This is a genomic window from Nonomuraea sp. NPDC049725 (genome assembly GCF_040674795.1).
GTDB classification, from domain to species: Bacteria; Actinomycetota; Actinomycetes; order Streptosporangiales; family Streptosporangiaceae; genus Nonomuraea; species Nonomuraea ceibae.
In genome coordinates this window covers 1-16,000 of sequence record NZ_JBFANJ010000032.1, presented here as the reverse complement: position 1 = coordinate 16,000, position 16,000 = coordinate 1, and the positions used below count along the sequence as shown (strand labels likewise).

Genomic DNA, 16,000 nt, shown 5'->3' with positions numbered 1-16,000 from the left:
TCATGAGCGCCAACAGCAGGTTGACCATCGCCGCCCACGCGCTGGCCTGGATCGGCCTCTACCAGCGTCAAGGCCATGAGGTCGCCACCTCCGAGCAGATCGCGGCCAGCGCGAGCACCAATCCCGTGGTGATCCGGCGGCTGCTCGGCGACCTGCGCAGGGCGGGGCTCGTGGAGTCCCGGCGCGGGGTGGGCGCGGGCTGGTCGCTGGCGCGCGACCTGGAGTCGATGACACTGCTGGACGTGTACGAGGCGGTGGAATCCGGCCCGCTGTTCGCGCTGCACCGCGCCGCCCCTGACCCGGGATGCGTGGTGGGTTACGGCATCCAGCCGGCGATGCAGCGCATCTACACCGGCATCGAGGAGACCCTCCGGCGCGAGCTGGCCCGCGTCACGCTGGAGGATGTACTCCGGGACGTCCTCACGGCACCTCGCTGAGTGGTCCTGTCCGTAAGTTCTAGGCCGGCACGGAACTCGACGCGCACAACGTCCGCCGCTCCTTCCTGGCCGTCCTCAAGAAGGCTAGTCACCCAGCAACGCGAAAGGCCGCTTCCAACGCTCTGGAAGCAGCCTTTGACCTGGGTGGGGTGTTCACGAGTGGCTTAGGTCTGGGTTGATGGAGCCACCGTGATGATCGTTTCCCGCTCGATCAGATATCCGTCCCCGCGTTAGGGTCGGGATCATGTTTCGGATGAGTCGTCGTGAACAGGTGCAAGGGCTACTGCTCGAGCGGGCGCGCGAGGACGAGCAGATCGTGGGGTGCTGCGATCACTGGATCCGCAGCTCGGGCCGCCGCCGACCGCTGGTCGGACGTCGATCTGTTCTTCGGCGTGGTGCGCGACTGGAACGCCTTCATTTACCACGAGCTTGGGGCGCTGCATCACTTCGATCTTCAGGCCGGTTCCGCGGTCTATCGCGCTTTTCTTCTTGGGGAGTTGCTGGAGATTGACCTGGGCTTCACTCCCATCGACGCATTTGGCCCGCTCGGCAGTGGAGATTTCCGGCTGGTCTTTGGCCAGGCTGTGGACCGGCAGCCCGGGACGGCTAATTGTGGGCAGCTGATCGGTCTTGCTTGGCACCATGTTCTTCACGCTCGCACCTCTATCGAGCGCGGCGCTCTATGGCAGGCGGAGTATTGGATCAGCGGTGTCCATCGGGTGGGGGGCAGCCGGAATACGGCAGAAACGGGCCGCCTACTCGGCAACAACTACCTTCCGCTGCTGGATCAGCACTACGGCTCGCACCGCTCGGCCTTGTTCACCCTGGTGGCCTCGATCGAGCTGGAGTCGACCGCCGTAGTGGCTTGTGCCCTCGTCGCTGCTTGTTCTTGTTGCGTCGAACGCATCTTGTCGCGCCGGGCGTACCCGAAGTGGATGCCTCATCCTGTCGGTTGGGCCACCGCGAACGGGCGTTGGCGATGTGTAGGAGACGTCACGCTAAGAAGAGAAAGGCCCTGTCAACCCTTCGCGGAAGGCGATGGCCGCCGCCTCGGTGCGGGTTACCGCGCCCAGTTTCGTCAGGATGTGAGAGACGTGCACGCCTGCCGTGCTCGGCGAGATGTGCAGCTGAGAGGCGATCTGCCGGTTGCTCAAGCCCTCGGTGATCAACCTGAGCACCTGGTGCTCGCGTTCGGTGAGCCCGTCCTGAGCCGGTCGGGGTCGTCCAAGCAGGGCGATCTCCCGGGCGAGCGGCGCGGCGCCCAGGTCCTCGGCCAGCCGGGCGGCTTGCCTTCGTCGGGTGGTCGCGCCGGGCTTGTCGCCCGCGGCCAGCGCCGCCCGCGCGCCGTGGTACAGGCTCAGCGCCAGTTCGTACGGCTGCCTCAGCTCCCGCCAGGCCGCGGCCGCCTCGTCCCAGCCGGTGTCCTCGATCAGGGCGTGCAGCATGATCTGCCAGGCGCGGTCGAATGGCCCGTCGACCCCGAGCGTCGCGTCGGCCGTGGTGAGTTCGGCATGACGTTCGGCGACCTGCCCCCGCACGTCATCGCCGGTGTCGTGGTCGAGTCGGGCCCGTTGTGCCAGCGCGCCGGCGACCAGGACCGGACGAGCGTCGCTGCTGTAGACGCGGGTGAACTCCGGGTCGGCCAGTGCCCGCTCCAGGAGCCGATCGGCTTGTTCCGGGTTGCCCTGGGCGACGGCGAGCAGGCAGAACAGCTGATGGCGGGGGAACAGGCTTCCGCTGTCGGCGTGCTCCACGGCCGCCGCGGCGTCGGCTGCCGCGGCCACATCCCCGCGCAGCAGGGACAGGTAGCCGTCGAGGACAAGCAGGATCTGCCGCGACAGCGGTGGCGGATCCTCCGTGATGCTCTCACGCAGGATGGCGGCCGCTTCGTCCCACCGCCCGGCCAGGATCAGCGCGTGCCCGGCGTAGCGCGCGAGCTCGGCGCCCCGGCTGCGGCCCAGCCCGTACCTGCGGGCGTGGCGCATGCCGTCGCGGGCCGCTTCGATGGCGCGCTCCTGGTCGCCGGTCCTGGTGTACATCGTGGCCTCGTACATCGGGATGGTCATGAGCAGGTCGTGGCTGTCGAGCCGTTCGGCGAGCGTGCGGGCCTGCGCCAGCAGGCCGAGGTCGCCTGTCATGGATCCGACCCCTAGCAGTCCGCGGATGGTGACCGTGGGGTCGCCGGTGCGCAGGCCGACGGCGAGCGCCTCCTCGAACGCCTCGCGTGCCTTGCCCAGCTCGGGCAGCAGGCCCATGGCCAGCACCCCGAGCAGCCGCCCCCGCTGGATGCTGCCGGGGTCGGCGGGCAGGAGTTCGAGGGCTCGTTCCCAGTCGGCGACGCCGTTCGCGTTCAACCGGTGCCGCAGTCTGCCCCGCAGCTCCAGCAACTGGGCGGCGCGTTCGGGCTCGCGCCGTTCGTCGATCGCGCTCAGCCCCGTGGTGGCGTAGTCGATGCCGCGTGCGTAGTCGCCGCTGAGCATGCAGGCCTCAGCAGCCCTTGTGAGGATGTCGATCCTGTCGACGTCCAGCCCCGCGTGGGGGTCCCAGAGTTCGAGGACTTGGTCGAGCAGGCGCACCTGCTCTTCGTAGGCGTAGGACCCGTGTGCCTGGTCTGCGGCCAGGTAGGCGGCGGACAGGGCCTGCCTGCGGTTCCCTGCGGCGTAGGCGTGCGCGGCCAGTTCGGCGTGGGCCCCGACATCGCGCAGGGCGTCGGCGTAGCGGGTGTGCAGGCGGGCCCGCTCGCCGGGCAGCAGATCCTCGTACACGGCCTGCCGGATCAAGGCGTGGCGGAAGTCGTAGCCGTCGCCCGTGGTGACGAGCAGGCCGCGGTCGACGAGCTCGCGCAGCAGGGTGTCCAGGTCGGGCCCGTCCTGCCCGGCCACCTGCGCCAGCAGCCGGTGGCTGACCCGCCCGCCCGCCGCCGAGGCCAGGCGGGTCAGCTCGCGAGCGGGGCCCGGCAGCGAGCGCGGTCCGTGCAGCAGCAGGTCACGCAGGCTGTCCGGGGTTCGCTCACCGGCGTGGGCGAGCGCCTCAACAAATAGCGGGTTGCCCTCACTGCGTTCGTGGACGCGGCGTGCCACGGCCACGTCCGGTTCGTCGCCGAGGATCGCGGCCAGCTGGCGCCCTACGTCCTCCCGGTCCAGGCGTTCCAGGCGCAGCGTGGTCACGCGCGGGTGGCGGGACAGCTCGGACAGCGGCGTTTCCACGGGACGGTGGGTGATCACCAGGAGCACGCCTGCCTGGGTCACGTTCCTGGCCAGGAAACTCAGCAACTCGCGCGTGGCGGCGTCGGCCCAGTGCAGGTCCTCGATCAAGACAACCAGCGGCTGGTCCGCGGCCACCCGCTCGATCAGGGACAGGACCTCCTCGAACAGCCGGTGCTTGCCGCCTTCCCCGCCGCCCGCCTCGCCGAGCTCCGGGAACCAGCGTGCCAGTTGGCGGTAGGGGCCCGGCAGTATCCCTTCGACCCGGATCAGCCTGCGCAGCACCGTCACGAACGGCGCGTACGGCAGGCCGTCGCTGCCCAGTTCCGCGCAGGCACCCGCGACCACCCGCACCTCCGGCCCCAGCGTGCGCGCGAACTCGGCCAGCAGTCGCGACTTGCCGATCCCCGCTTCCCCGGCCACCAGCGCCACCGCAGGCCCCTGCTCGACCGCCGTGTCCAGGGCCGCTGCCAGGGCCGCGAGCTCCTCTGCCCGGCCGACGAACCTGGGACTGACCACGCGCTCCGCCACCACGGCACCAGCATAAATACCCAGATCGCCAGATGTGTCGGGCCTGTTTACCCGGCCAGGCTCGAACCCATGACAGCCACCTACCCGCTGCGTACCATCGGTGCCGACGAGCTCGACGCGTGGGCGCGCATGATCACCACGACCTACGGCCAGGACTGGGTCGATGGCGGCCTACGGAACGCCGCCGTCTCCATCGAGCCCGGTCGCACCCTCGCCGCCTACGACGGTACGGAGATCGTCGGAGGCGCGTCGATCTACGGCCGGGTCATGACCGTCCCCGGCGGGACGACACCCGTCGCCGGCATCACGCTCGTCGCGGTCCTGCCCACGCACCGGCGCCGCGGCATCCTCACCGCGATGATGCGCAGACAACTCACCGACCTGCACGAATCGGGCGGCGAGCCGATCGCCGCGCTCAACGCCGCCGAGGCCACGATCTACGGACGCTTCGGGTACGGCATCGCCAGCCACGTGGCCGAGGTCCGCGGCGAGAAGCGGCTCATGGCCCTGCGCCCTGGCACCGATCTCGGCGACGGCACGATCAGGCTGCTCTCCCGCGAGAGGGCGCAGCCGCTGCTGGAGAAGGTCTACGACACCGCCCGCCGTACCTCCGTGGGCTGGGTGGACCGTACGGGGAAGTTCTGGGAGGCCCGGCTGGCCGACGGCGAGGGCGCCCGCGACGGCGGGACGGCCCTGCGCTTCGCGGTCCATCTGGAGGCGGGCGGCGAGGTCACCGGCTACGCTCTCTATCGCTCCAAGCAGGACCTCGTGCACGTCGTCGAGCTCGCGGCCACCACCAGGCAGTCGTACGCCGCTTTGTGGCGCTTTCTCATCGACCTCGACGCGCACACCGGGATCGTCTACGACGGCGCCCTCGACGAACCCCTCAAGCACCTGCTCACCGACCCACGCGCGGCTCGCACCACGCTGATCGACAATCTGTGGGTCCGCCTCGTGGACATCGGCCGCGCGCTCACCGCTCGCCGCTACGCGACGCCCCTGGATCTGGTGCTGGAGGTCCAGGACCCGTTCTGTCCATGGAACGCCGGTCGCCACCGGCTGCTGGCCGATGGCGACACCGTCACCTGCGAACGCACCCGGGCACGGCCGGACCTGCGCCTGACGGCAGGCGAGCTGGGCGCGGCCTACCTGGGCGGCACGTCCCTGACCTCCCTGGCGGCGGCGGGGCGCGTCGAGGAATTCCGCCCGGGTGCGATCGCCGCCGCCTCGCTCGCCTTCCGCTGGGAACGCGAGCCCTTCCACCCCTCAGGCTGGGCTTTCCCCGCCTTCTGACCTGGCGCGGAGTCTTGCACAACACGCCTCCGGCCGGATGCCGGAACGGCTGACAAAGGAGACACACCACATGCGTACGCATCGGCTCGGACACAGCACCACGACGGTCACCGAACTGGGCTTCGGCGGCGGGCCTCTGGGCGGCCTGTTCGATCCCCTGGACGACGACACCGCGGCGCAGACGCTGGAGGCCGCCTGGGACTCGGGAATCCGCTACTTCGACACCTCGCCGCACTACGGCATCGGGCACTCCGAGCGCCGCATCGGCGAGCTGCTGCGCGGCCGGCCGCGGGCGGACTTCACGCTGTCGACGAAGGTCGGCCGGCTGCTGATCCCGCAGGACCCGCGAGGGCGGATGGACGAGAGCTTCGCCGTCCCGGCCACCCATCGCCGGGTCTGGGACTTCTCCCGCGATGGCGTCCTGCGCAGTGTCGAGGACTCGCTGACCCGCATGGGCCTCGACCGGATCGACGTGCTGTATCTGCACGACGCCGAACAGCACTTCGAGGCTGCCCTGCGCGAGGGCTATCCGGCGCTGGCCGAGCTGCGCGCCCAGGGTGTGGTCACCGCCGTGGGCGCGGGCATGTACCACCCTGGCAAGCTGGCCCGTCTGGTGCGGGAGACCGACGCGGACGTCGTCATGCTGTCGGGTCGCTACACCCTGCTGGACCACACCGCCTTGGACGAGCTGCTGCCCGCATGCGCCGCACGCGGCGTCTCCGTCGTTGCCGCCTCCGTCTTCAACTCCGGTCTGCTGGCCACCGACAGGCCCGCCGAGGGAGCGCGGTACGACTACGGACCCGCCACCCCTGAGCTGCTGGAACGGGTCAACAGAATCGCGGACGTCTGCGCGGAGCACGGTGTGAGCGTCCCGCAGGCCGCGATGGCCTTCCCCCTGCTGCACCCGGTGGTGGCGGGCGTCGTCGTGGGCATGCGCTCGCAGGAGGAGGTACTGCGCAACAGGGAGGCGTTCTCGGCGCCGATCCCCGCGGGGCTATGGTCCGATCTGTGCGAGGCGGGCCTGCTGGACGAACGCGCCGTGGTGCACGCCGGACCGTGAGTCGATCGAGTCACAGCGCGGGCGTGCCGGGGCTGACCACTGGGGATTGGCGTCGGCGGCCCATTTCTGCCGTATTCCGGTGGAACCCGACGAAGAGGTAGTCGGAGTCCAGATCCCCCTACTCGCCGTGCAGGTAGTCGGCATAGAGCCTGATCAGCTCCGCCGAGACCGGGATCGTGCGCGGCGTCTTGGATTTAGACCGGGCACCGTTGTCGTTGACTCGCGGCTGGACCGTCACCTCGCGTTCGGCGGCTGCCAGGTCCTCGTGACGCATGCCCAGCGCCTCGCCGATCCGGATCCCGCTGTCGTAGAGCAGCGCGAACAGGAAGCGGTCGCGCAGCCGGTCGCACGCGTCCAGGATGGTCTGCACCTCGACGACCGTGAGTACCCGCGGCAGCTTGCGCGGCGCTCGGAGGCTGATCGTCCTGCGTGGCTGGAGCCCGCCCTTGCTGATGTGATGCAAGAACGGCTTCCAGGTCGTGTTCCGTCGCCCAGCTGGTTGCCACGTGATCAGTAGCTCGCCCAGGTCGACCCCGTGGCGAGCGGCATGCTGGTAGAACGCCGACAGCGCGGACAGCTTGCGGTTCACCGTCGCCTCGGTGCAGTGGTGCTCCGCTCCACCGAGGGCAGCAGCGCGATGTTTCCCTCGCGCATGCCCGGCGGGCGGCGTAGCCAGGCCACGAACTCACCCAGGTCCTCCAGGCGTACCTCGCGCCAGTCCAGCCCCTGCTGGCCGAGGAAGGTGAAGTAGTCCTTCAGGTCGTGGGCGTACGCCTTGATCGTGTTGGGGGATCGTTCGATGTCGGTCAGGTACGCCAGATACGCCTCGATCGGCTGGATCGGGCCGTCGTCGTCGCCCAGTACGGTCCATGACTCCAGCCCTGTGACGGGCGACCAGACCCGCTGCACCTGCATGCTTCCTCCGGTGATCTGCGTGGTGGACGGCGGCAGATAACCACATCCAGTAGGCAGTTCACCGGGGATAAGTCGTTCGTCGTGGACGTCGTGGACAGCAGCTCAGGCGCTACGGGTAATGCTCGTCTATGAAACGCCCGCCGGGATCGACCGGAAGTGATTTCGCAGGCCCAGCCTTCAGCCGACCGGTTCTGTGGGACGAGATCTTCCAGGGACCGCGATCCAGTTTTAATAGTACTGATGCATCAGGTTGGTTGCCCAGGGGCTGGCCGTACCTCGTCCTGCGGCGCGAACTCGCGGAGGTACGGTTTGATGTCCAGCACCGGCGTGCCATCCAGGGCGTCAAGATCGGCCACGTGAAGCGCGCGTCCAGGGCCCGATAGTCCTATGACGTCGGCGCGGCCCCGCCAACCCCGGAGACTCTGATGTGCTGATGTCCTACCCGGCGGGCAGGATGGGCGCGGGAGGTATAGATGAGCGACATCGCGGACGTTCCACCCGCCGTTGTGGGCCGGCTCCGGGTGATCTGCGGGGAGCTGCCCGAGGCGTACGAGGAGCCGGCGTGGATCGGCTTGCGGTGGCGGATTCGCCGGCGGACGTTCCTGCACGTCTACACCACCGACGTGAGAGGGTCGGCGTACATCGATATGGACGATCCGGCCATCCTGATGACCTTCCGGGCACCGCCCGGGGAGTTGGCCGCGCTGGCGCATGCCGGCCCTCCGTTCTTCCGGGCCGACTGGGGTGTGAATGTCGTGGGAATGGTGCTGGACGACGAGACGGACTGGGTCGAGGTTGCCGAGCTGGTGACGGACAGCTATCGCGTGCAGGCGCCCCGCCGCCTCGCGTTCCGGCTGAAGGCAGGGGGATGAACCGCCGGCTACCTCCCCACGTTGCCGCTTATCCAGGTTCGGTGCTGAGAAACATTCCTATTCACGGGTGGGACAGGTCGGGTTGCCGCACTGGCCAGAGATGTTGCAGGAGTCTCGTTGGGGAAGCCCGCATTGCTGGTCTTTCCGTAGCCGGTCGTGGCTACCTCGCCGGTCGGCACCGCGCCCTGGCTGGGCAGCGCGGGTGCGATGAGGGACTCCGACAGCAAGATGGGCTGGTCAAGCGCAGGATCGCGAGATCGCCGTCCATTACCGGGACGCGCCTTCACTCGGTTCGGGCACCGGCCTCGAGCACGGTGAGGTCGCGGACCGCATACCGGTGATGCTCGGCCTCTTCCTTGCACACCACCGTGAGGCAGCGGCGCACGACGTACTCCCGGTTCGGATATGGGTCCGCCGGCTTGCGACCACACACCCGATCGAGCTCGGCCTCGGTGAGCTCGTCGACGACCCGGCGCATCGTGGTCATGCGGGCGAGCCGCGGCGCGAGTACCTCGTCGAGCGTCGGGGTGGCATCGAGGGTGAGCCCGAGCCTCGCCGATGCTTCGGCCGGCATCCAGCCGCTAGGAAGGCCCAACGGGTGGTACGGCGCGTCCTCCTCGAGCACGGCGTTGCCGATCCAGGCATCGCTGGCCATCAGCAGATGCCGCTGCGTCTCGACGAACGACCACTCGCCGTCGACCTGCTCGTGCAGCTTCGCCTCGGGTAGGCGCCTGGCGCGGTCGAGCGTCTCCTCCCATTGCTTCTCGATGGCACGCCAAGCGGCCCGGTATTCGGCGGAGGACGTGGCCTCACGGGCCAGCACCCGGTTGGGATGCAGCCGGTCGAGCTCGGCCTCGACGTAGGCGGTCACGTCGACGTCATTGACAACGACACGCTCGAAGCCGCCACCGAGGGAGACGCTGCCCCCATAGCAGTCCACGATCTTCAGGCCGGTGACGTCGCAATCGCGAATCTCGAGGCCGGAGAGGTCGCTCAGGTGGATGCGGGCACCACGGAACTGGTCACTTTGGGTGTACTCAGCGGGCATTGGGACAGTTTCCCGTATCCGTCCCGCCCGTGCCAGTGAATGGAACAACGCGCCGCCCACAACGCGGCGACATCCAGGTCCGTCCGGGTCTCCTCCACCGCCTGCAGCCGCTCGATCAACACCCGGGAAGCCCTCGCCAGGATCCGGGAGGCTCCCTCCAATTTCGGCAGCATGGCCAGGCGCTCCTTGTCGGTCCCGCGCCGGGCCGGGTTGATCAGCTTGGTGGACATCAGCAGCGCGAACAGATCCAGCGCGTCGTCGATGGCCATCGCTTCCAGGGTGCACACCAGCGCGGTGCGCGTGGGCTCGCTGGGCCGTCCCAGGTTGGAGGTCTCGCTGTTCATCGCCTGCCGAGCCAGTGCCGACAGTTCGTTCGGCGGCACATGCGCGAGCTTGAGCCGTCCCAGGTCGAAGGCGGAGATCTCCTCTACCCGATGCAGCGCCTTGGCCAGGCTGCTGCCGGAGTTGCGAGTCGGTGGTTTTCGCAGCCGCTCCAGATCCGACCATCGCTTGCCTTCCGGGATCTCCAGCAGTGAGAGTAGCTGGCCGGGCAGCGCCGGACCCACCTGGCGGGTGGCCTTGGCAACCGTCGCGTGCAGCCGGCTCTTCGCTGCCTTGCGGACCTCGGAGACCTGCCGGGCCAGCACATGGACGCCGGGTAAGAGCACCCGATGCCGGCGCAGCCAGCCCACCGCGTGGTCGAACAGAGCGACCGGTCCCTCGGCGTGGATCCACGCCCGGCCGTGGAGGAAGGTCCGGAATCTCCGGCCCATCTCGTGATCTCGAACACCTTGTAGCCATAGGCGTCGCGAATCTCCCACGCATGCTCGTAGGCCGTCTGCGTGCGGCGGGTACACGCTTTCACCCACGGGGGATCGGCGATGTCGAGTTGCTCGGCCAGGTACTCCACCACCGGCCACGGCACCTCCAGCGGATCCTCCAAGAACAGCCCGACGTAGCGAACCGTCGTCAGTTGGAGAGCGAACGCGAGGTGTGGTGCGGCGCAACGCGATCAAGTCCCGGTCGACATCGTCCAGATAGAAGAACCGCTCCAGCTCCGACCGCATCGGCACCTCGGCGAACGTCCCATACGCCGCAGCCTGCTCATCCGTCAGAAACTCAACCGGTATGAAGCGGACGATAGCTACCTGATCGGCTGGTTCGTCCGCATCGCGATCGAACTGTAGTGCTCACGACCAGCGGAAAACGCCAAGATCATTCTCACCGCTCATGGCTGTACCGCTGTTCCTCAACCCCGAGATCTGGCGGCGCCGATGCGAGCCCGTCCCCTGCGTTCAACATCTCGCGCTGTGCCCTGGCGGTGCCGCCGGGTACCCGAGGGCTTCGTACATGGCCGGCGGCCTGCCGAATCTTTGCCGCGAGCCGTCACCGGGCCTGGGGATAGCTGATCAGACAGTGCGGAATGAACGCGGCCTGATCGCGAACGCCGGGCCGTCCCTCACGATGCGCTGGGTGACCAGCGACCCACCCGCCCGATCATCGTGGGCAGGCCCTCGACGTCGTGGATCTCGTACGACGGCCAGTTCGGTCTGGGGGAGCCGCCGGGCTTCACCGGCTACGGTCAGGCGCGTACGCGGCTGGGAGGCGTCCAGCGCCGTGGCACGGAGGCTGCCGAGGAACAGTCGTCGGTCGATGTTCAGCTCGCCGCCGATGACGGGCAGCGGCCGGGACAGCGTGATGACGCCGGGGCCTCCACCTGGGCGCGAGGACCGCAAACGCGGGGTGGTGGGAGCCGCATGCCGGGCACATGATTATGATCATGGTCATGGCGGAAATGATCTACTATTCCGCTGCGTAGCTGCCCGACCCCCGAAGGGATGCTTCATGCCCACCAAGCTCACCCGCGCCGCCGCGACCTCGTTCGCGGCGGTCGCTCTGGCTACGGCGACGGGATTCGCGCTGGCGGCGCCCGCCGGTGCCACGACCGCGTCGGTCACCTCGGCCGCCGCCTCCACCTGGATCAAGTACGGCGACTACTCGTCCGAGGCCAAGTGCGTAGCCAAGGGCAAGGCGCTGAGGAGCAGCGGCGCCTACCTGTCCTACTACTGCACGTACACCGGTTTCTTCACGCTGATGGTGCTGACCCGGTAGCCACCTGATCACCTGCGGCCCGGGGGCATTCCTCCGGGCCCTTCGTCATGTACGGGCCTTCGAGGAGGCTGAGTGCAGAGATTCAGTGGGGATCGCTCCAGAACGTGTACCACGGGCCCCACAGGCCCGAAGTGTCGCCCGGCCTCCTGTCAGAGCTCCAGATGTACGCGAGGCGGCTGTCGCTGAGGGGGGGAAGACGACCGTGTCGCGCCGGACCGGCCCTCTCCATGTCCGCGTGGTGGCCATGCCGCCCTCCTGCGGATTTAGTATCACAGATAAACTAAAAGGGGCTCCGGCATAATGATGGCTGACCTTCCGGGGTGTACAAGGAAGCCATGACCAGCGACGACTTCGTTCCGCCGGCGTGGCGGCTGCCGGAGTCCTCGCGGCTGGGGCGGCCCGCGGCCCTCGACGTCGCCCTGGTCGTCGCCGCCGCCGTGGAGATCGCCGACCGCGACGGGCTCGCCGGCGTGACGATCCCCAAGGTGGCCAAGAGTCTCGGCTTCACCGGCATGTCGCTCTACCGGCACGTCGGCTCCAAGGACGAGCTGCTGACGCTCATGGCCGACGCCGCTGCCAGCCCTGGCTGACCCGCGTGCCCACCTCCGGACCGCCCTCCGGGCCCAACCAGATCGCCTGGATGGAAGCCGCGCTCGCGATCATGTCCGGCACCGGGCTCGAATGGGCGCACAAGGTCGGCGTCCTGACCCTGATCAACGGCTACGTGGTCCAGTCGGTGCGGCAGCACGGCGAGCTGGCCGGCTCGTCGACCCCGGGTGCTTCCCCGAGACGGCCCGGCTGTTCGCCTCCGCGCTGTTCGAGACGCTGCCGGCGGACACCCCCGACGCGGCGGTCGCCGACCTGGACTTCACGCTCGGGCTGGATCTCATCCTCGACGGCGTCGCCGTCCGGATCGGGCCGTCCTGACGCCGCGGAATCCCCGTCACGATCGCGGATGACCAATATCATGGACGAGAGGTGTGCCGGCGACCTGAGGGATCCGCAGGATGAGACCGCTCCCGTCCACGTGCTTACTCGTCGGTGCCGTGCTGCTCACCGCCTGTTCCGGCTCGCCGCCGGTCCCGGACGCCGAGCCGCCGACGCCGCCCTCGTCCGCCACCAGCGCCGCCGCGCCACAGACCACCCAGGCACGGACGTTCACCCGGGAGGGCGTCGTCTACCCCGGGACCGTGATGGACCTGACGGTCGAAGCCGTCGAGAGGCACCCGTCGCTGACCACGCTGAAGATGGAGCTCAGCAGCGACTCCGGCGACTTCCAAGGCCCGCACTTCGGCCACGGGACACTGCCTGACCACTTCGCCGAGTTCTGGCTGCTCGACCCGGTCGGCAAGAAGCTCTACTGGACCCTGCGGGAGAACGACGGCGACGGCAAGGCGTTCGGCACCAGGCACGTCACCTCCGGCGGAGACTCGGAGACCTGGCGCGAGGGCACCCGCTACCCGGTCGAGGTGTACTTCCCGCCGCTTCCCTCCGAGGTCGAGAAGGTCACCGTGATCGGCGCCGACGGGCTCGCCGAACTGACCGGCATTCCCGTCACGGCCGCGACGGCGGCGCCGGTCGCCAAGCCGCGGGCCGACGGCGACGCGGCGCCCGGCCAGGAGTTCCAGTGGCCGGTCACCCCGCCTGCGGGTGAGATCTGGTCGCAGGTGGAGGACCTTCAGGAGTTCGTCGAGACCGAGCAGCGCTCGACCACCCAGGCCGGCGCGGACGAGACCGTCGCGCTGCGCACCGACGTGCTGTTCGCCTTCGACAAGGCCACCTTGTCCGCCAAGGCCACCGCCGTGCTCGACGAGGTGGCCCGGGAGACCGGCGAACGCGCCGAGCCGCCGCTCCTCATCGAAGGGCACACCGACAGCAAGGGCTCCGCCTCCTACAACCAGACGCTCTCCGAACGGCGCGCGCGAGCCGTACGCGACCACCTGGCGACCCGGCTCGGCGACGCGTACGACTACCGGGCCACCGGCAAGGGCGAGAGCGAGCCCACGGCCGCGAACCAGCGGCCGGACGGAAGCGACAACCCGGATGGCAGGGCCCGCAACCGGCGGGTGGAGATCTCCTACAAGATCAAACAGGAGGCGCCCACCACGCCGTCGGACTCGACGCCCGCCGAGTTCCGCGACGACCTCGGACCCGTGATCGGGTCGATCACCCGGGGCGAGCTCAAGGTCGACGTGCACCCGTTCTACCGCGACGGCGCCTACCTGGTGGGCAGCTTCGAGGTGCGCAACCTGAACCAGGACGTGGCCGCGGTGCCTCAGCCGCAGCCGTTCAGCGGGGTGTTCAAGCACGAGTGGGTGACCCACTCGGCGTACGGGATGTTCACCGTGGTCGACGAGAGCCGCCGCGCCCGTCACTACCCGGTGCGCAGCAGCGAGTCCTTCTTCGTGGAGAACGCGGTCACCGCCATCGGCCCCGGCGGCACGCAACGCGTCTTCGTCTACTTCCCGGCGCCCCCCGACGACGTCAAGTCGGTGACGTTCGAGGTCAAGGACCAGGTGCAGAACTTCGGCAAGGTGACCGACGTCCCCGTGCTCGCCGCCCCCTGACCCCGCAGGGCTGACCGCCGCAGAATGCCACCGTCGCAAGCCTCACCAGGCCATGATCGCTGCAGTCCGGCATGGCTCACGGAAAACTGAACCTCCATATCGCGCAAGGGGTGAAGTTGTGGCGCTTACGGCCTGATACTGAAAGGCCGAATTACCGCAATTCAGTCGTGCGACTTCGAGGTGGTCGGGTAGCTCGTCAAGAACATGTGGCATTCGAATGGCGATGGTCCGCCCAGGCGCAATGCCCCGGCATGCGCGTCGTCAGCCGCACACGCGGCCCTGGTAGCGATACTGCCGACCGCCGGCCGACGTGGCGGTGAACCGGTCGCCCCGCGACTGCTCGCAATAGCCTCGGGAAGCGCTGTCGCCGTCATACGGCCGGGCGGCAACGTGGCGTAGACGGCGTCGTTCTCATCGGTTTCGTTGACGACCCTGAACAACTCGCCGGGGCCGATCTGGCAGGCGGACAGGGTGAGCAGAATCAGGAACCCCGCCGCTAACCGTACACCTGCTGGCCCGCTCATTCGAGCGACCTCCTCCTGGACGGCGGTCACGGTGTCTTGGGAGTGAAGAAGGCCGTAACCGGCACATCGACGAATCTCGGGTACTCATCGTCGGGGAAGTAGTAATCACGCGTTCAGCAACTCACCTTCACGGCGCTGGTCCCGACCGTGTATGAAATGGAGATCTTGCCGGGGTCGTTCAGTGCGAACGGCTGGATCCTCGCACCGTGGACGGTGGCGTACTTGGGGCTGGTCTGTGTCTCTAGAGGTCGACCTGCTGCGTCCCGAATCCCCACGGAGTCAGGGACGGCGCCGCGACTATCTTGCCTGGAGCCTGAGACGCTCTCGCCGCACCGCGGAGCCGGCCGGGCGAGCACCCGGCCCGCGCCTCGAGAATCGGGACGCAGGCACCGGCACCGACCACGAGCAAGGGCGATGCCGGACTCGGGTAGCCCCACCCCTCGTACGCCCGCCGCTGAGGTCGGCCAGTTCGGGCAGCCCGACGGCGGCCAGCCGGGTCGCGCGGTTCCCCACCTGTTCAACAACGCGCTCGTGTCTGGCCTGCCGTGCGCTCACGTCCAGCCCGGCGACATCGCCTGGCCTGCTCCGCGCTGCCGGGCCGCCCCGATCTTCGGGGCGGCCCGGCAGGCTCACGAGTCCTCGCAGGAGTTCAGCGTCTCGGTGTCGCAGAAGTCGTTGTCCGCTCCGCCGAATCCCTGGTCGAACCCGGCGTTGCCGACCAGGATGTCGTTGCCGCCCCTGCCGTGCAGGATGTCGTCGTGGTCGTCGCCCGAGACGAAGTCCTTGCCCGCGCCACCGAAGAACGTGTCGACCCCGGGCCCCATGAAGACCCTCGACGGCAGGGCGGTGTTGTTGCTCAGGGTGTCGTCGCCGCCTTGCAGGTTGGCCTGGATGTTGGTGACGCCCCCGCTCGGGCACTGCACCGTGTGGGTGTCGACCTGCTGGCAGACGCCCGCGGTGATCAGCGCGTCCTTGCTGTTCCTCACCACGAGGAAGCCGTTCTGGACGCTGATGGAGATATTGTCGCCGACGTTCGCCGAGTTGACGGAGAGCCGGCCGCCGCTCGACGTCACGTTGGTGAAGGCGTGCGCCGGTGCCGACAGGGCCAGCAGCGGTGCCGCCACCAGTGCCCCCAGGGTGAGCGTGCGCAGTGCGTTCCTCATCTTGCTCCTTAGGTGTGTTCCGGGCCCCGGCGATGAGTAGACACCGAGTACGCGGGGAGGTCCGCGTAACAATGAGCACTGCAAGGCCGTACTTCTGCCTTGCGCCCCCGGATCGGACGGCGGCTGCAGGCCGCGCTGTGCCGGGCCGCTAATGGGCCGATGGCCTGGATCGGCGGGTTCTCCGGTCGGCGGGGCGACGGCGTGATCGCGGCGGTCACCACCGCGGCCACCCTCGGCCCGCTGCTGGTGTCCGGCCCGAAGGCGTGGTGGATCGT

General features: G+C 68.8%; 15 protein-coding genes and 1 pseudogene. 8 read left to right on the top strand and 8 right to left on the bottom strand.

What is annotated here, in order from left to right; all coding sequences use genetic code 11:
• The first annotated feature begins 2 nt into the window (after nt 1–2).
• Nucleotides 3–437, top strand: coding sequence for an Rrf2 family transcriptional regulator (locus tag AB0J53_RS44105; protein WP_357593050.1), 435 nt, complete (start codon nt 3–5; stop codon nt 435–437).
• Nucleotides 438–679: 242 nt separating this feature from the next.
• On the opposite strand, the gene AB0J53_RS44100 is transcribed toward AB0J53_RS44105, so the two are convergent.
• Both AB0J53_RS44100 and AB0J53_RS44095 read right to left on the bottom strand, forming a co-directional pair.
• On the bottom strand, nt 680–1,090 hold the full coding sequence (locus AB0J53_RS44100) for a hypothetical protein (protein WP_364184046.1): 411 nt from the start codon (nt 1,088–1,090) through the stop codon (nt 680–682).
• A gap of 345 nt (nt 1,091–1,435) precedes the next feature.
• Nucleotides 1,436–4,174, bottom strand: coding sequence for an AAA family ATPase (locus AB0J53_RS44095; RefSeq protein WP_364184043.1), 2,739 nt, complete (start codon nt 4,172–4,174; stop codon nt 1,436–1,438).
• Nucleotides 4,175–4,240: 66 nt separating this feature from the next.
• Between AB0J53_RS44095 and AB0J53_RS44090 the strand changes: the two genes are divergently transcribed.
• Nucleotides 4,241–5,464, top strand: coding sequence for a GNAT family N-acetyltransferase (locus AB0J53_RS44090; protein ID WP_364184041.1), 1,224 nt, complete (start codon nt 4,241–4,243; stop codon nt 5,462–5,464).
• A 70-nt stretch (nt 5,465–5,534) separates the two neighbouring features.
• Nucleotides 5,535–6,524, top strand: a complete 990-nt coding sequence (locus AB0J53_RS44085; RefSeq protein WP_364184038.1) for an aldo/keto reductase — start codon at nt 5,535–5,537, stop codon at nt 6,522–6,524.
• Nucleotides 6,525–6,642: 118 nt separating this feature from the next.
• Here AB0J53_RS44085 and AB0J53_RS44080 read toward each other — a convergent pair whose 3' ends face one another.
• The 3 genes from AB0J53_RS44080 to AB0J53_RS44070 form a co-directional block, all read right to left on the bottom strand.
• Nucleotides 6,643–7,113: a tyrosine-type recombinase/integrase gene (locus AB0J53_RS44080; RefSeq protein ID WP_364184036.1), complete on the bottom strand. Its 471-nt coding sequence runs from the start codon at nt 7,111–7,113 to the stop codon at nt 6,643–6,645.
• Nucleotides 7,110–7,439: a site-specific integrase gene (locus AB0J53_RS44075; RefSeq protein WP_364184034.1), complete on the bottom strand. Its 330-nt coding sequence runs from the start codon at nt 7,437–7,439 to the stop codon at nt 7,110–7,112. Before AB0J53_RS44075 ends, AB0J53_RS44080 begins: the two co-directional genes overlap by 4 nt.
• Nucleotides 7,440–7,684: 245 nt before the next feature.
• Nucleotides 7,685–7,795 (bottom strand): TrmO family methyltransferase, encoded by a 111-nt coding sequence (locus AB0J53_RS44070; RefSeq protein ID WP_364184031.1) that lies wholly within the window; start codon nt 7,793–7,795, stop codon nt 7,685–7,687.
• A gap of 117 nt (nt 7,796–7,912) precedes the next feature.
• On the opposite strand from AB0J53_RS44070, the gene AB0J53_RS44065 reads away from it, so the two are divergent.
• Nucleotides 7,913–8,311 (top strand): MmcQ/YjbR family DNA-binding protein, encoded by a 399-nt coding sequence (locus AB0J53_RS44065; protein WP_219537622.1) that lies wholly within the window; start codon nt 7,913–7,915, stop codon nt 8,309–8,311.
• Nucleotides 8,312–8,594: 283 nt separating this feature from the next.
• Here the strand turns inward: AB0J53_RS44065 and AB0J53_RS44060 are convergent, their stop codons facing one another.
• Both AB0J53_RS44060 and AB0J53_RS44055 read right to left on the bottom strand, forming a co-directional pair.
• The gene (locus AB0J53_RS44060; RefSeq protein ID WP_364184027.1) at nt 8,595–9,359 is read right to left on the bottom strand and encodes a DinB family protein; all 765 of its coding nucleotides are present in this window, start codon (nt 9,357–9,359) and stop codon (nt 8,595–8,597) included.
• Nucleotides 9,305–10,302 (bottom strand): annotated as a pseudogene (locus AB0J53_RS44055) (DUF4158 domain-containing protein). Before AB0J53_RS44055 ends, AB0J53_RS44060 begins: the two are co-directional and overlap by 55 nt.
• 902 nt (nt 10,303–11,204) lie before the next feature.
• Here AB0J53_RS44055 and AB0J53_RS44050 point away from each other — a divergent pair.
• From AB0J53_RS44050 to AB0J53_RS44035, 4 genes are all read left to right on the top strand, one after another.
• Nucleotides 11,205–11,471 carry a hypothetical protein gene (locus tag AB0J53_RS44050; protein WP_364184025.1) on the top strand — a complete coding sequence of 89 codons (267 nt, stop codon included), beginning with the start codon at nt 11,205–11,207 and terminating at the stop codon, nt 11,469–11,471.
• A 335-nt stretch (nt 11,472–11,806) separates the two neighbouring features.
• Nucleotides 11,807–12,061, top strand: a complete 255-nt coding sequence (locus AB0J53_RS44045; protein ID WP_364184022.1) for a helix-turn-helix domain-containing protein — start codon at nt 11,807–11,809, stop codon at nt 12,059–12,061.
• A gap of 91 nt (nt 12,062–12,152) precedes the next feature.
• Nucleotides 12,153–12,398: a hypothetical protein gene (locus AB0J53_RS44040; protein WP_364184129.1), complete on the top strand. Its 246-nt coding sequence runs from the start codon at nt 12,153–12,155 to the stop codon at nt 12,396–12,398.
• 119 nt (nt 12,399–12,517) lie between these two features.
• Nucleotides 12,518–14,038 carry an OmpA family protein gene (locus AB0J53_RS44035; RefSeq protein WP_364184019.1) on the top strand — a complete coding sequence of 507 codons (1,521 nt, stop codon included), beginning with the start codon at nt 12,518–12,520 and terminating at the stop codon, nt 14,036–14,038.
• Between the two features lie 1,153 nt (nt 14,039–15,191).
• Here AB0J53_RS44035 and AB0J53_RS44030 read toward each other — a convergent pair.
• Nucleotides 15,192–15,725 (bottom strand): hypothetical protein, encoded by a 534-nt coding sequence (locus AB0J53_RS44030; RefSeq protein ID WP_364184016.1) that lies wholly within the window; start codon nt 15,723–15,725, stop codon nt 15,192–15,194.
• Between the last annotated feature and the right edge of the window lie 275 nt (nt 15,726–16,000).

Bases quoted from the DNA above. Each gene is read 5' to 3' on its own strand.
- AB0J53_RS44045 (WP_364184022.1), top strand. From the start codon at position 11,807: ATGACCAGCGACGACTTCGTTCCGCCGGCGTGGCGGCTGCCGGAGTCC.
- AB0J53_RS44050 (WP_364184025.1), top strand. From the start codon at position 11,205: ATGCCCACCAAGCTCACCCGCGCCGCCGCGACCTCGTTCGCGGCGGTC.
- AB0J53_RS44065 (WP_219537622.1), top strand. From the start codon at position 7,913: ATGAGCGACATCGCGGACGTTCCACCCGCCGTTGTGGGCCGGCTCCGG.
- AB0J53_RS44040 (WP_364184129.1), top strand. From the start codon at position 12,153: ATGGGCGCACAAGGTCGGCGTCCTGACCCTGATCAACGGCTACGTGGT.
- AB0J53_RS44105 (WP_357593050.1), top strand. From the start codon at position 3: ATGAGCGCCAACAGCAGGTTGACCATCGCCGCCCACGCGCTGGCCTGG.
- AB0J53_RS44085 (WP_364184038.1), top strand. From the start codon at position 5,535: ATGCGTACGCATCGGCTCGGACACAGCACCACGACGGTCACCGAACTG.
- AB0J53_RS44075 (WP_364184034.1), bottom strand. From the start codon at position 7,439: ATGCAGGTGCAGCGGGTCTGGTCGCCCGTCACAGGGCTGGAGTCATGG.
- AB0J53_RS44030 (WP_364184016.1), bottom strand. From the start codon at position 15,725: ATGAGGAACGCACTGCGCACGCTCACCCTGGGGGCACTGGTGGCGGCA.
- AB0J53_RS44060 (WP_364184027.1), bottom strand. From the start codon at position 9,359: ATGCCCGCTGAGTACACCCAAAGTGACCAGTTCCGTGGTGCCCGCATC.
- AB0J53_RS44090 (WP_364184041.1), top strand. From the start codon at position 4,241: ATGACAGCCACCTACCCGCTGCGTACCATCGGTGCCGACGAGCTCGAC.